This window comes from Dyella jiangningensis, from assembly GCF_003264855.1.
Lineage (GTDB): Bacteria > Pseudomonadota > Gammaproteobacteria > Xanthomonadales > Rhodanobacteraceae > Dyella > Dyella jiangningensis_C.
Genome location: NZ_NFZS01000004.1, coordinates 218,294 through 233,417, shown reverse-complemented (window position 1 = coordinate 233,417; position 15,124 = coordinate 218,294). Strand labels below are relative to the sequence as shown.

Sequence of the window (15,124 nt, the reverse complement as noted above, 5' to 3'; positions counted from 1 at the left end):
GACATCACCAATGCAGCGAGTGGAGGCCGATGCCAAAGCCCAGCAGGAGGAAAACGACGACGAATACGATGGCGAGCAGCGCGAGGGCCAGATGGATGTAACCGAGCACCAACCCAGCAAGTGCCAGGCCGTCGCCATCTACCGTGCCGGGCTCCGCTCGGCGGATTTCCCCGCGCGCCAGGTGTCCGCAGACGACCGCCACGATGGCGCCGATGAACGGCAAGACGAACCAGCAGGCAATGCCGAAGATCAGGCTGATCACCGCCATGGAGTTGGTGCTTCGGTATGCGGGCGTCTGATAGCTCATGTCGATGCACGTTGGGCGGTGAAAGATGGCGACCGGCGGTTGCCGGTCGCCGATACTGTCTTACAGGTCGAACTTGATGCCCTGCGCCAGCGGCAGCGAATTCGAGTAGTTGATGGTGTTGGTCTGGCGGCGCATGTAGACCTTCCACGCATCCGAACCCGACTCGCGACCACCACCGGTTTCCTTCTCGCCACCGAAGGCGCCACCGATTTCCGCGCCCGAGGTGCCGATGTTGACGTTGGCGATGCCACAGTCGGAGCCGGCTGCCGACAGATACTGCTCGGCCGACTTGAGGTTCTGCGTGAAGATGGCCGAAGAGAGGCCCTGCGGCACGCTGTTCTGCAGTTCGATCGCTTCGTCCAGCGTCTTGAACGGCATCACGTAGAGGATCGGCGCGAAGGTTTCCGTCTGCACCACCTCGTCGCCGTTCTTCACACCGCTGACGATGGTCGGCAGCACGAAGTTGCCCTTGCGGTCGGTGAGCGCGGCGCCACCGGTGAGCACCTTGCCGCCGGTCGCCTTCGCCTTCTCCACCGCGGCGAGGTAGGCCTGCACGGCCTCCTTGCTGTTGAGCGGACCCATCAGCGTGGTGGCCAGCGTCGGATCGCCGATCTTGCCTTCCACCTGCTTGTACGCGGTGACCAGCTTGGCGGTCACGTCGTCGATGATGGATTCATGCACGAACAGGCGGCGCGTGGTGGTGCAACGCTGGCCGGCGGTGCCGACAGCACCGAACACGATGGCGGGGATGGCCAGCTTCAGGTCCGCGCTTTCGTCCAGGATGATGGCGTTGTTGCCGCCGAGCTCCAGCAGCGAACGGCCCATGCGCTTGGCGACGCGTTCGCCCACGTGACGCCCCACCTTGGTGGAACCGGTGAAGCTGATCAGCGGAATGCGATGATCGTCGACGAACGACTGCGACAGCTCGACGCCGGCGTCGTTGAACAGGAAGAAGATGTCCGGGAAGCCGGCTTCCTTCAGCGCTTCGTTGCAGATCTTCATCGTGGCGATGGCCGACAGCGGCGTCTTCGGCGAGGGCTTCCAGATGCAGATGTCGCCGCAGATGCCAGCGAGGAAGGCGTTCCACGCCCACACCGCCACCGGGAAGTTGAATGCGCTGATGATGCCGACCAGGCCCAGCGGCTGGTACTGCTCGTACATGCGATGGCCCGGACGCTCCGAGTGCATGGTGTAGCCGTAGAGCATGCGGCTCTGGCCCACCGCGAAGTCGGCGATGTCAATCATCTCCTGCACTTCGCCGTCGCCTTCGGGCTTGATCTTGCCCATTTCCAGCGCGACCAGCGAACCCAGCGCGTCCTTGTGCTTGCGCAGCGCTTCACCGCACAGGCGGATCGCCTCGCCACGGCGCGGCGCCGGAGTGGTGCGCCACACCTTGAACGCTTCCTGCGCGCGCTTGACGATGGTCTCGTAGTCGGCGGCACTGGAGGCATGCACGCTGGCGATCACGTCGCCGGTAGCCGGGTTGACCAGTTGCAGCGTGCCGGCGTCAGTGGTCTTGGACCACTCGCCATTACCCAGGTACGTACCCGACTGGGAGGCGCCGAGACCAAGTGCGGTGAGGATTTCGTGGGACATGCTTGACTCCAGACCGTGGCGCGAAGAAAGGCGCCGGGATGAAAACGGTCATTCTAGCAGGCCCCCCGCCACGGATCGCCTTGGCCGCCGATCCATGCCAGAATTCGCGGCGCTGCCCCCGTAGCTCAGTTGGATAGAGCGGTCCCCTCCTAAGGGACAGGTCGTACGTTCGAATCGTATCGGGGGCACCATTTCAAGCACCGCAAGGGCCGGCATCGCCGGCCCTTCGCGTGTCTGACCGGCCAGGATGCATGAACGGACAATTCATGCTGCGGAAGCACAAAGGCGCGGGGGTTGGCATGCGCAGCGTGCACGGCTAAAAAAGGTCGCCGCCAGTGAGTGCGCTTCCAGCGTGCAGCGTCGCCTTCTTGGCGAGCGGAGCGTTGGCGTTTGAAGGCAGACGCCGGCGTTCTGGCGTGATGGAACTTCATCTGCACGTGCCCATCTCGCGCTGGCGGGTCCGTGATGAGTTACGTGAGCATCCCGTGCTCGCGCGCATAGGCATAGACGTCGAGGTCGCTCTTCAGGCCAAGCTTGGCCATCCCATCCATTTTCTGTCGGCTGATGGTCTTGACGCTGCGATTGAGCTGGCTCGCGATCTCGGACACGGTGAAGCCCGAGGCGAACAGCCGAAGTACTTCGGTTTCGCGCTTGGAAAGCACGGGTTGCGAGGAGAACTGGGCGCCGGTCCGCGCGATGTCCAGTGTCTTGCGGATGGCCGTGCTCAGGTAGTCGCGTCCGTGGGAAACCGCCTGTATCGCCAGAGTCAGTTCGGTCAACGCATCGGATTTGCCAAGCAGCCCGCGCACGCCCGTCGCGAGGATGGAGTTGAGCACGCCCGCGTTGTTGACCATGGTGAGGACGACCACCGGCAGCGTTGGCCAGCGCCGATGGATGAGGCCGAGCATGTGCAGCCCGTCGGCGACCTGGCCACCAGGCATGCTGAAATCGGTAAGGACGATGTCGCAGGGATGCGTGTGAATCGCGTCGATCAGTTCGCCCGGCGAACCGACATCGGCGACCACGCTGGTCTGGGAGTGGCTCTCCAGCAGGGTGCGGACACCGCTGCGGACTATGGGATGGTCATCGGCCAGAATGATGCGCAGGGTCATGGCTGTTCAGGTCGTACGCCAGTTTGGGCTGTAGGTTAGCCGATTGCGCATGGCAAGCAGAGGCGATAAAGCCTTACTCCTTGCCGGGGCGTCTTCAGACAATTCTTATAGAGCATGATGTAGTCGGGTCACTAAGCTCCACCCCTCCTTGGCTGGCTGGAATCCGGGCGCACCCATGGACGTCAATGACGTTTTTCACAGTGACGCGACACACTATCGCCCGAACCACGGGCCGCAGGTCGCGCGCCGCTCGAGATGGCGCAGGGTCCCCTGGCTGGCGCTCGCCTGGTGCCTTGGTATGGCGGCGCAGGCCTGCGCAGGGCAGGGTGGCGGCGTACAGGACGATTCGACGTCTGCCGGCAAGGACTCGAACAGCAGCGTGCTGACGCTGACACCCGAAGAGGACACCTGGCGTCACCAACATGCGGTTGTGAATGTAGGCGTATACGCAGGCGATCATCTGCCGGCGGAGACCTGGGTGGCCGGGCGGCCGGAAGGCTTCGGTGTCGACTATGCCCGACTGCTGGCAGGCAAGGCCGGCCTGCGACTCGTCTTCCATCCCTATACCGACATGCGGGTGACGGCTTCGGATCGCTCGGACAACCCCTACGACCTGCTGGCCGCCATGTCGGCCTCCCAGGCGCAGAAGGCCGGGTTCGACATGCTCAAGCCCTATGGGCAAGGAGCCTTGATCCTGGTCAGCCGCAAGGGCGATGAGCGCATCCGCTCGGAGAGCGATCTTGCGCATGCGCGCATGGCCATCGAACGCGATTTCCATGGTATCGCCGACCAGCTCGCGAAGCGGTTTCCCGAGGCGACCCTCGTGTTCGCGGACGATGGCCGGCAAGCCCTGGACCTGGTGGCTACCGGCAAGGCCGACGCCTATATCGGAGCTACGGCATCGCGCACGCAGATGCTGCTGCTCGAGCGTCGCGACGATGATCTCGTCGTGCTCGGCCCACTGGATATTCCGCCGATCTCCATCGGATTGGCGGTGCCTCGGGACCGCGCGATGCTGCTGCAGATCCTGCGCAAGGCCGAAGCGACGGTTACCGCGGACGAGGTGGCGCGCCTGCGCTTGCGCTGGGGCCTCAACACCGATCCCTCCGTCCCCCTGGCGCGTGAACCCACCACGTCCGAACGCGACTGGCTGCGTACCCTGCCGTCGCTGCGAATGGGGTACGAGACCGATCGCTATCCCTACACGTTCCGCGACAGTCGAGGGCAGTTCGATGGCCTGGCTGCCGACTACATGGAGATCCTGCAGAAGCAGCTCGGGCTGCACATCGTCGCCGTGCCGGCGAGGGATTGGGGCGATCTGCAGCGCATGGTGCGCGCTGGCGAGATCGACCTGGTCGCGGCGGCGATGCCTGAGGACTTCGATCCGCAGTTCATGGTGTTCAGCCGCAGCTATGAGCACTTCCCGACGGTCATCGTGGGACGGACCCATGGCCCGACCCTGTTGGGTCCGGAGGATCTCCCGGGACATGCGGTAGCCGTGCGCAACGAGGCCAGCCTGCTGTCGCGACTGCGCGGCCTCGCGCCCGGCGCGCATTGGCTATCCGTGGGCAGCAACGAAGAAGGGCTGGCCATGGTCGCTTCCGGTCAAGCGGATGCCTACGTCGGCACGCTGCCCGCGCTGGACGCGCTGATTCGCGATCGCTACGCGGCGACCCTGCGAGTGGTCGGCCCCGCGGGCGTTGACCAGGACTTCACCGTAGGCATCGCCAACCGCTACGACCGGCTGGCACCCATGGTCAACCGTGTTTTCGCGAGCGTGAAAGACAGCCAGCGCCAATCGATCCGCGGTCGCTGGCTGACCGCCCAATACCACTACGGCGCGCCATGGAAATGGGTGCTTGTCGGCCTGGCCGCAGCGCTGGTCGTCGTCGGCCTGGTGAGCATTTCCTATCTGCGGCAGCGACGCGCCATGCGTGCGCAGCGCGAGGCGGAGCAGGCGCTGGCCGCCCAGTTGAGGTTCCAGCAGGCGCTGCTGGAGACGATTCCCTATCCCGTCTTCGTCAAGGATGAGGAGGGGCGATATCTCGCCGTGAATCGTGCCTATGAAGACATGTTTGCTTGCTCGCGCGAATCCCTGCTTGGCCACACCATGATCGAGACGCAGCACGCGATGGGCGTGGACGCCGCAGCCTTGCATGAGGCCGACATGCAGGCGATGGCGCGCAATCAGGGCGGTCTCCGCGAGCTCTACATCGGCCCGCCGGAAGAGGGCGGTGAGGCGCGCGACGCGCTGCTGTGGCGGCACACCTTCGAACGCGGCGTCGGCCAGGGCCGAGGCCTGCTGGGCACCCTGGTGGACGTGAGCGACCTGCGCCGCGCCGAAGCGCGGGCGCTGGCCTCCGAACAGAAGCTCATCGACACCAACGAAAGCTTGCCCGGCGTGGTCATGCATGTCCGCTACGCACGCGATGGCTCGAGTAGCTTTGACTATGTCGGCGGGCAGACGGTTGCCCTGTTTGGCCTGACGCATGAGGACCTTCTGCTGGGGCGCCGTCGTCCGTTCGACGTCATGGTGGAGGAAGACAAGCCAGACGTGCGCCATGCAATCGAGCGACTGCGCGCCGGGGAAGGGGCGCACAGCACCGAATACCGCGTGGTAGCTCCCCATGGCAGGCGCTGGGTACGCGCCTCATTCGGCCCGCCGCGCAGGGAAGACGATGGGGTGGTCAGTTGCAGCGTGTTCTGCATCGATATCACCAACGAGAAGGCGCAGGCGCAGGCCTTGATCGAGGCGAAGGCAGCGGCCGAAGCAGCGGTGGCGGCGAAGAGTGCCTTCCTGGCCATGATGAGCCATGAAATCCGCACGCCCATGGCAGGCGTGCTGAGCCTGGTCGAACTGCTCGGCAAGACGTCGCTCGACGGCGAGCAGGTGCGCATGCTGGACATGGTGCACGACTCGTCCGAAACCCTGCTGCAGATACTCGACGACATTCTCGACTTCTCGCGCATCGAGGCGGGCCGGCTGCAGTTGAACGAACACGCATTCGACCTTCGCGTCATGACGGACGGCGTGCTCGGCCTGTTCGCGTCGCTGGCGATGGAAAAAGGCGTGCGGCTGTACGCCAGCCTCGACTGGCGCCTGGCGGCCGAGTACCGCGGTGACATGACGCGCGTGCGGCAGATCATCACCAACCTGCTGAGCAATGCGCTGAAGTTCACCGCGAAAGGTCGCGTCGAAGTGCACATGGAGCTGTTGGAGGACGCCGGCGCGAGTCACCGCCTGGGCATTACCGTGTCCGATACCGGCATCGGCATGTCGCAGGACCAGCTTGACCGGTTGTTCCAGCCCTTCGTCCAGGCAGAGGCCTCCACCTCCCGTCGCTACGGAGGCACTGGCCTTGGCCTGACCATATGCCGCCGCCTCGCGCACATGATGCAGGGCGAAATCCGCCTCACGAGCACGCCAGGCTTCGGCACGCAGGCGATCTTCGAAGTGCCGCTGGCCGTGGAACAGGTACTGCGACCCCAACCGGCGCTGGCCGGAAAACAGGCGCTGCTTTGTACCGGGGACATCCTGCTCGAACGCGAACTGTCCAATACGTTGTCGGCGCTTGGCATGTCCATCGTCGGCGCCGACGCAATGGATCTCAAGGAATACGCTTCCGAAAGCATCGACATCTACGTGGTCGACCTCGAACTTGCGTCCCGTGGCGCACTTCCGGATGGAGCGCATGCGATCCGGTTGCTGGATGCACCCGATCCGCGCGGTTTTTATCTCGAGCATGGCGAGGTGATGCTGAGCGGCCAGCCCTTGCTCTGGCGGTCGGCCGTGGAAGCCTGTCACGTCGCGCTGCACCTGGCGCCGTCGCCCCGCCCGGCGGCAGAAAGCATCAGCCCTCAACGACACGATGCACGCATCCTGGTCGCGGAAGACCATCCCATCAATCGTGCCGTCATCAGCCGGCAGCTCGACCGGCTGGGCTATCCGCATACGATTGTGGAGAACGGGCAGGAAGCCCTGCGCACGCTGGCCACGGCACGCTACGACCTGCTCATCACCGATTGCCACATGCCTGTTTTGGACGGCTATACGCTTGCACGGCGGATTCGCGAGAACGAGCGCGACGCGGCTACGCACCTGCCGATCGTCGCGTTGTCCGCCAGCGCCTTGCCCGAGGAGGTGTCGCGTTGCCGCGAAGCGGGCATGGATGAATTCCTCGCCAAGCCGGTACAACTGGCTGAACTCGGAGCCATGCTTTCCACCTGTCTTGGCATGCGCGTCTCGCGTTCCGCGGAGCGCGGACCGACGGTGGCGACGGATCGATGGCGACTGCTGCTGGATACCTTCGGTTCGCCCGCTCGCGTGCGCGACGTACTGCGCAGCCTGGTCGCCGCCACACGACAGGATCTGGAGGAACTGGAGCGCGCATTCCAGCTCGGCGACACCGGGCAACAGAGTCAGCTGCTCCATCGTATTCGCGGCGCCTTGCGCCTTCTGGGTGACGACGCGCCGGATGGAGCGGGCGACCACCTCCATCAGCGCAACGAGCTTCTGCACTACATCGACGAACTCGAGGTGCTGCTCGATCGCTACGACCAGCGGACAGGCCAGAGTCCCGCCGCGTAGGCGGGTTCATGGGGTTCGTGCATCGGGTGGGCCGCAAGAACTAACGCCGGCATCCATGACCTTTGCCACGTACTCCATCACGTAAGTCATGCGTAAGCTCCATTCGTCATGGCCTTCCACGCCTACGGACGTGTCCCCGCACGCCCACATCCCCCTTCCTGCGTGGCGAGGCCCGGAAATGGAGTCCGCGCATGGCCGTGCTTGTCGGTATCTATCTTCTGAGGGTCGAATCCGTCGAGATCCGGCGTGAAGGCGCGAGCTCCTGGGCGGCCAGCTGGACACTGCTGCGTTCTCCATCAGGCAATCAGCTCGATTGGGAACCGTTGACGCAACGCGATACCGAAAGGACCTTCGCGCGCGAAGCAGACGCATTGCGCGCGGGCGAGAACGAAGGCGCAACGTTCGCGCGCATGCTGCAGGGCGACGAGGGACTCGAGCCGATGACGTGGAACGAACTCCACGAAGCGGTGCCCATGCGCGAGGTCACGCTTCCTGCCAGGCGGTCTTGCGTGGTCCACTGATGCGCGTCGCCCGCGGGCGTAGCGATACCGCCACGTGTTGGCACAAGGCCTGCCTGACGCAGGCCTTTTTCATTCGGGTCGTGGGTGCCGACCTGCGCCGAGGCAATGACCCCTCATTGGCCACGCTGGCCGCGCGACAGGCGCCCCCGTTCAAAGAGTGCACAAGCATCGCATCGAGCAAGTCGATGCCACGGCAAGCCAAGGGTTATCAGGACGTGTCGATGGCGCATCGAGTGGCTGGGCGGTAACCGGTTCAGCTCGCACGGACATCGCCCCGTGTGGCGGGCGAGGATCTCATCATGGCTCGCGACTGGCTCGGAGACGTACGGCGCACGCCAGAATCGGCTCCGGGACGAGCCGCGTACCCGGCTCGCCGCCAGCATGTTTTCAGGGGCGGGTAGGGTGGATGGCATGCTGCTGCATCTAACCAAAAACAGCCTGTAAAAGGCTGTCTCCTACGCATCTCTCCTCACGTTGCATCCTGCATGCCGGTGGGTCGATGATGTGCCCACAGACCATCTGCAGCGGCATCCGGCATGGCTCATCGCCACGACGATATTCTAGAGGCGACGCGGGATTTTTCCGCGGACGGCGATCGGCGGGCCCACGGTTTCGCGGCGTTCGCGCGCCTGCAGTATGGAGGCCTGCTGAGCTTCCTGCGCCGTCGCACGGCCAACGAAGAGGATGCCAGGGATGCCACTCAAGAAAGTCTGATGCGGTTGATGCGTTACCGCGACACCGAAACCGAAGCTGCATGGAGGCCGCTGCTCTACCGCATTGCCATCAACGTCGTCGGTGAGCAATACCGCCGCGGCAGCGCCCGCCAAAGAAGTCACCACGTGCCGATTGATGACCTCGAGCTGATGTCCGATGAGCCGACGCAGGAGGATCTGGTGGTGCATGCGCAACAGGAGGCTCTGCTTCGTCAGGCACTCCTGTCGTTGCCGCCGCGTTGGCGGCAGGTTTATCTGCTGAGCCGGATGGAAGGCATGACGTATGCTCAGATCGCCGTCCATTGCGGCATTTCTGTGAAAACCGTCGAGAAACACATGACCAACGCCCTGGCCGCGTTGTTCGACAGGGTAGGGTCGGGAGCTTCTGATGCATCGTAGGGAACATGAACAGACGTCTGTCACGGATAGCCAGGCGCGTGTGCCTATGCTTGGTGCAGGGGCATCGAAATAGCATGACGGTGCCATCTCCCAATGCGGAAATCCGCGCCACCGCACAGCGGTGGTTTGCGCGGTTGCTGGCGCACGATTGCAGCCAGTCCGAACGTGCCGCATTCGCTCGCTGGCGGGCAGCCGATCCGGCGCACGACGCCGCCTATCGCCAGATCGGGGATATCTGGGAGCGCAGCGCCCGATTGCGCGAGGACCCTGCCATTGCCATGGCCTTGGCGGAAGCGCGGCGTCCCGTCAAACGGCATCGCCCCGCCTGGAGCGTCAAGTGGCTGTCGCTGGCTGCGGCTGCGGCTGCGGTGGTTGTGTTGGCGGCCACCGCTTCGTGGAAGTTCTGGCCTGCGGAGGCGCCAGCCATCCGCTATGCGACCGCACTGGGCCAGCAGCGCACGATAGCGTTGGAGGATGGCTCGCAAGTCGTGCTGGATACCGATACCGAGCTAACGGTGCGCTTCAACAGGCGCGCGCGCGATCTCGTCTTGGCGCGCGGGCGCGCGGACTTTACCGTGCATCACGATGCCAAGTGGCCGTTCGTTGTACGCACCGCCCAGGGCTCGGTCACGGCGACGGGCACCCGCTTCCAGGTTCGTGTCCAGGACGGCACGAGCACGGTGGCGTTGCTGCAGGGTAGGGTAAAGGTCGCCACGAAGGATGATGCCCAGTTGGCCGCGTTGGCGCCCGACCAGAGCATCACCTTGGACGCCGCTGGCCGGCTTGGCGAACTGCGCGCGATTCCAGATGCGGAGCTGGGCAACTTGCGTGGCTGGACGCAAGGAAACCTGGTCATCAAAGGATGGCCATTGTCGACAGTGCTCGCGGAAATGAATCGCTATTCCCGTACCAAGCTGCGCCTGGGCGATCCAAGCCTGGGCAGCACGTCGATCAGTGGCGTGTTCAAGGCTGGCGATCAGCAATCGTTTGCCATGGCCTTGGAATACGGATGGCCAATTCATGCCGATCAACGACCCGCCGCCAGCGAGATCGTGTTGACCCGTCGATAGCAGGTCATCTGCGCCTGCGATTTCAGCAGGCATGTCGAAGTTGATGCCGCCAAAAAATTTTCCGCTCCCACAGTAGGGTCTGCTCCTCTCCCGTGCATTACAGATTCGTGACGGCCCGGCGTTCGTTGCGTACGTGATGACATCGGCGGCCGGCGACCTATCCAGTGGGGGAGGGGACATGAAGGCTGGTTGCAACAAGAACACTCGTAGGAACTGGGGCATTTCGCGGCATCCGCTGTATGCGGGTCTGTTTGCCGCACTGGCCGGACTGACAGTTGATTTGCCGGCTCAAGCACAACAGGCGCACTCCGAGAGCGCAGCGCCGCAACAGTTCAGCATTGCGGCGGGAGAACTGGGTGATGCGCTCAATCAGTTGGCCACCCAGAGTCGTTTGCAGATCATGTACGCGCCTGAGCTGGTGCGTGGTAAGGCCGCGCCACGCGTCAGCGGTGAACTGACATGGCGCCAGGCGCTGGAAAAGCTGCTGACGGGCAGCGGCCTGGAGTGGAGCCTGGTTGGCCACAACCTGGTGGCCATTCGCAAGGCACCGGAATCACCGCAGCCGTCGCGGGGTGAGCGCGGCGCGTCCACTCAAGGTCCTGCTCAGGCGGCTGCGCCCGCGGCGGTTACGCTCAAGAAGGTGACCGTGCTGGGCTCGCTGATTCCGCGATCACAGATCGAAACCGCCAGTCCGTTGATCGTGATCTCCGCGAACGACATCAAGAATCGCGGCTTTTCCAGCGTCGCCGACGCGCTGCAGAACCTTACCCTCAACACCGGCTCGATCAACAACACCGCAATCAATGCGGGCGACGTTTGGGCGGCTAAAACCGTCAGCCTGTTCGGCCTCGACCCGAGCTTCACCAAGTTCCTGATCGACGGCCGACCGATGCCGGTGTTTTCCCAGGTCGCGCAGAACCAGGTGACCGATCAGTTGAACACCAACCTGAGCGGCATCCCGATCGATCTGGTCGAGCGCATCGAGATCCTGCCGGGTGGCCAATCGTCACTGTATGGTTCCGATGCCATCGCCGGCGTGATCAACATCGTGCTCAAGAAGCACGTGCGTTTCGGCACGGTCGACGCGCGTGAAGGCTGGTATTCGGACGGTGGCGGCCGCGAGCGGATGCTGAGCGCTTCGGACAGCTTCCAGATCGGCAAGCTCAACCTGATGGTAGGCGGGCAGGTGAGTGACCAGCAGCCGATGTGGGACTTCCAGCGGCGCATTACCGCGCAGAACTTCGCGGGTGGTAGCAGCCCACAGCAGCCGGGTGTGGACGGCAGCGTCTATGGTTTTTCCGGCAACAGCTACTTCCCGGCGCAGGCCGGCGACTGCAGCAAGCTGACGGGCCTGTGGGGCGGCAGCGAACGCTATTACGCGAGTCCGTACGGTGCTGTTTGCGGCTCGGTAAGGGATGGTGCATACGGCACCTTGATCAACAAGGACCGGACGGCGAGCCTAAGCGTTCACGCCGATTACGCCGTCAACGATAGCGTGCAACTGTATGCGGACCTGCTCGACAGCTACGAAGAACAATCGCACGAGACGGTCGGTGATTTCTTCGGCCTGATCAACGACGCCAACCTGCATGACGACGTGGTGATCTTCCGCGCTTTCGCGCCCGAGGAGAGGGCTCACAGCCTCGACGGTCTGTTGTCGCAAAAAAGCTACGAGAACACCTATACGGCAACGGTCGGCGGCAAGGTCGATTTTGGCAAGGGCTGGAACCTGGATGTCGGTCTCACCAGCTCCTACGAGCGCGACGACGATCGCCAGAGTGGATTGCTCAATACGTCCGTGCCGGGTTCGTATGGCAGCGCGCTGCTCGGTCCGCAACTGGGTGCCGATAGTTTCGGTTTTCCCATGTACGCGCCCAATTACAGCCTCCTGACCCGTCCCCTCACGCCAGAAGAATACGCGTCGTATACGGGCGCTGCTTCGATCGAGAGCAACAACCGCACTGACCAATTGCGCGCGCAGCTGACCCAGGCTTCGCTCTTTGGATTGCCTGGCGGCGACGCAGGGTTGGCGCTTGTCGCCGAAGAAGGCTACGAGTCGTGGAAGTACCAGCCTTCACCCTTGCTGGAAGGAGGTGGAAATGCCTACCTGCAAGGCCTCTCGTGGAATCCGAGCAACGGTCATCGGAACCGCTATGCAACGGCTGCGGAGCTGAACCTGCCGGTGTTCAAGATGCTCACGGCCGATCTCTCAGCTAGGTATGACAGTTACGACGCCGAAGGTGCGCATTTCAGTCATCCCACCTGGAACGCAGGACTGGAGTTTCGCCCGTTTCAGGAGTTGCTGTTGCGCGGCCGGTATTCCACGTCATTCAAGGCGCCGTCGCTCATCGACGAATTCGAAGGCGGCAGTACCTATCAGGATTTCGTGGTGGACCGGGTCAATTGCGCCCGTCTGGGTTTTACGGGGCCAACGCTTTCTTCTTGCCCAGGCCAGTACCAGGATGAGCCACTGACAGTGACGCAGACCAGCAATCCTCATCTGCAACCGATGACGTCGAAGAACCTCTCTTACGGCGTGGTCTGGTCACCGGTGCCGAACCTGTCGATGAACGTGGATTACCAGCATCTTTCGATACGCAACGAGGTCGTGCTGGAAAGTCCGGGCTCGCTCCTGCAGTTCCAGTGGTATTGCATGCAGGGCGCGCTGGATCCTTCATCGCCGACTTGCCGGGCCGCCAATGCCCAGATCACACGTGTGCCGGTTCCATCCGGTTCTCCGCTGCTTGGGCGCATCACCGGGTTGCTCGTCACCAAGGCCAACGTCGCGCATGAGGTGAACAACTCGATCATTGCCGGTGCGAGCTATCGCTTCGAAGCCGGAGCCTATGGCCAGTTCGGCGCGCATGTGGCCTACACGCGCGTACTGAGCCATCGCCAGCAGCAATTCCCCGGGGATCCGGTGCTTGATTACCTCAATGCACCGGCATACAGCACGGAGTTCAAGACCAAGGCCAACGCCGAGTTGAACTGGAGCAGGGGCAAGTGGAACGCGACACTGTTTGGCACGTATTTCGGTCCTACGCCTAACTACGTCGCGCGAATCACCAACGGCTACGACGCGCCATACGCCGCAAAACTCGCCGCATGGCGCATCTACAACGCCAGCGTCAGCTACGCGCCGACGGCGTCCTGGCAGCTATCGCTGCGCATCAACAACATCAAGAACTCCATGCCGCCGGTTGACCTCACGTATCCCGGCACGAGCAACCAGCCATTCAATCCCGCCAACTACAACCCGTACGGCCGCGAGATCTTCCTGGAGGCGCGCTACAGGTTTGGTCACGGTGGCAGCGACTGATCTGTTCTTTCCCATCTGTCATCAACGAGAGTATCCATGAAACACCACCTCCCCCATCTCGTGCTGGCCTTCAGCGCGCTGGTTTGCGGCGCAGCATCAGCCGCAACCGCGTTCACGGACATCGATCAGGCACTCAAGGCCGCCAAGGCCAAGCAGGAACCCGTATTCGTCGATTTCTCTGCAAGTTGGTGCCATGACTGCCATGCCATGGATGCAAAAGTGTTGAACGGTCCGGAATGGGAAGCAGAACAAAGCCGTTTCGTGCTGGTGCGCAGCGATGCGGACTCGGTAAATGGCGTCGCGTGGACGAAAAAGCTGAAAGTACCGGCACTGCCGAGCTACATCGTGCTCAATGCCGATGGCAGCGAGCGTGGCCGCCTGATGGGATTCATCCCGAGCGAGAAGTTCTATCCGGAACTCAACCGCATATTGAGTGGCGAGGACGCGTTCGACAAGCTCAAGCAGGACGCCCAGCACGGCTCGGTCGATGCCGCCGCCAAGGTACTGGCTGCCTATGGGGAGCGCGACCAGGCCGCGGACGGTGTGCGTTGGTACGCGAGCTTGCCCATGGCCACGCGTAAAGCCGTTTCGGCCGATCCCCATGCGGCCTTGCGGCTTGCCGTTGTGCAAATGACTGCGGAGAGCCGGAAAGCCTTGATGAGTAATCCTCCACTCCCCGCAGCCGAAAGCGCCCGTCTCGAGAAGGACTGCCGAACCCACGCGCAAGAGGCGTTGAGCGGGCCGATTGCACTCGATGAGTACTTCGACACGGCTCGTACACTTCTCGCCTGTGCCCACTCTCTGCCCGAGTCCGAGCGCAAGGCGCTCGCCACGGCACGCTTGCCTTCCCTCACGGCGCTCTACGACAGCCAGGTGCCTTCTGCGGAATCGGGAATAGTTCGCGATGCTACCTACGCCTTGGCGTTTTACTACAAGGCACTGGGCGACAGCGCCAAAGAGCAGGCCATCTACCAGCGCGCCATCGCCATCGGCCGCAAGTCGTTGGGCGATGGGCATGGCGGATTCGACGTCAAGCGCGACCAGGCCATGGCCCTGGTGCTCAACGAATTCCTGGCCAATCACGGTTCGCAGACCGAGGACATCGCCCTGCAGAAGGCGATGGTCGCGGCGTATCCCGACAATTATTTCTATCAGTCCGAGTATGGCGACAGCCTGCTCGAGCAAGGCCATGCGGCGGACGCGTTGCCTTATCTGCAATACGCCGCGAACAACGCCAGCGCACAGGACAAGCTCCAGGTCACCCATTCGTTGGCCAAGGCCCTGATCGCACTCAATCGCCGTCCCGAAGCAGAGAAGCTGTTCGACGCGGCGCTGCACACGGCCGAGAAGCAGTTTCCCGAGATGACCAAGATGCAGATGGCGTATTGGAAGCGATCCGGTGGCGTGCTTTGACCGTCGCCACGCTGCCGGACATGAGAAACCACGCCCCTAGACGCCTTGGATGGGTATGTCGTGGGCACGCCGCTGCTCTTTCTTTT

At 63.3% G+C, this 15,124-nt stretch carries 9 protein-coding genes and 1 tRNA gene; 7 read left to right on the top strand and 3 right to left on the bottom strand.

Annotated features, from left to right (window positions below; genetic code table 11):
• Positions 1–4: 4 nt before the first annotated feature.
• Together CA260_RS13710 and amaB are read right to left on the bottom strand one after the other, a co-directional pair.
• A complete protein-coding gene (locus CA260_RS13710; protein ID WP_111983635.1) occupies positions 5–307 on the bottom strand; it encodes a DUF4190 domain-containing protein in 303 nt (100 codons plus the stop codon).
• 60 nt (positions 308–367) lie between these two features.
• Positions 368–1,903 (bottom strand): L-piperidine-6-carboxylate dehydrogenase, encoded by a 1,536-nt coding sequence (gene amaB / locus CA260_RS13705; protein WP_111983634.1) that lies wholly within the window; start codon positions 1,901–1,903, stop codon positions 368–370.
• Between the two features lie 114 nt (positions 1,904–2,017).
• On the opposite strand from amaB, the gene CA260_RS13700 reads away from it, so the two are divergent.
• A tRNA-Arg gene (locus tag CA260_RS13700) sits at positions 2,018–2,094 on the top strand.
• Between the two features lie 279 nt (positions 2,095–2,373).
• Here the strand turns inward: CA260_RS13700 and CA260_RS13695 are convergent.
• Positions 2,374–3,015, bottom strand: coding sequence for a response regulator transcription factor (locus CA260_RS13695; protein WP_111983633.1), 642 nt, complete (start codon positions 3,013–3,015; stop codon positions 2,374–2,376).
• A 298-nt stretch (positions 3,016–3,313) separates the two neighbouring features.
• On the opposite strand from CA260_RS13695, the gene CA260_RS13690 reads away from it, so the two are divergent.
• From CA260_RS13690 to CA260_RS13660, 6 genes are all read left to right on the top strand, one after another.
• Positions 3,314–7,603, top strand: a complete 4,290-nt coding sequence (locus CA260_RS13690) for an ATP-binding protein (protein WP_172461843.1) — start codon at positions 3,314–3,316, stop codon at positions 7,601–7,603.
• Positions 7,604–7,794: 191 nt separating this feature from the next.
• Positions 7,795–8,124, top strand: coding sequence for a hypothetical protein (locus tag CA260_RS13685; protein WP_111983631.1), 330 nt, complete (start codon positions 7,795–7,797; stop codon positions 8,122–8,124).
• Between the two features lie 536 nt (positions 8,125–8,660).
• The gene (locus tag CA260_RS13675; protein ID WP_111983629.1) at positions 8,661–9,236 is read left to right on the top strand and encodes an RNA polymerase sigma factor; all 576 of its coding nucleotides are present in this window, start codon (positions 8,661–8,663) and stop codon (positions 9,234–9,236) included.
• A 74-nt stretch (positions 9,237–9,310) separates the two neighbouring features.
• On the top strand, positions 9,311–10,306 hold the full coding sequence (locus tag CA260_RS13670; protein WP_172461842.1) for a FecR family protein: 996 nt from the start codon (positions 9,311–9,313) through the stop codon (positions 10,304–10,306).
• Positions 10,307–10,484: 178 nt separating this feature from the next.
• Entirely contained in the window at positions 10,485–13,625 is a 3,141-nt protein-coding gene (locus tag CA260_RS13665; RefSeq protein WP_172461841.1) for a TonB-dependent receptor, read from the top strand.
• A 36-nt stretch (positions 13,626–13,661) separates the two neighbouring features.
• On the top strand, positions 13,662–15,038 hold the full coding sequence (locus CA260_RS13660; RefSeq protein WP_111983626.1) for a thioredoxin family protein: 1,377 nt from the start codon (positions 13,662–13,664) through the stop codon (positions 15,036–15,038).
• Positions 15,039–15,124: the final 86 nt, after the last annotated feature.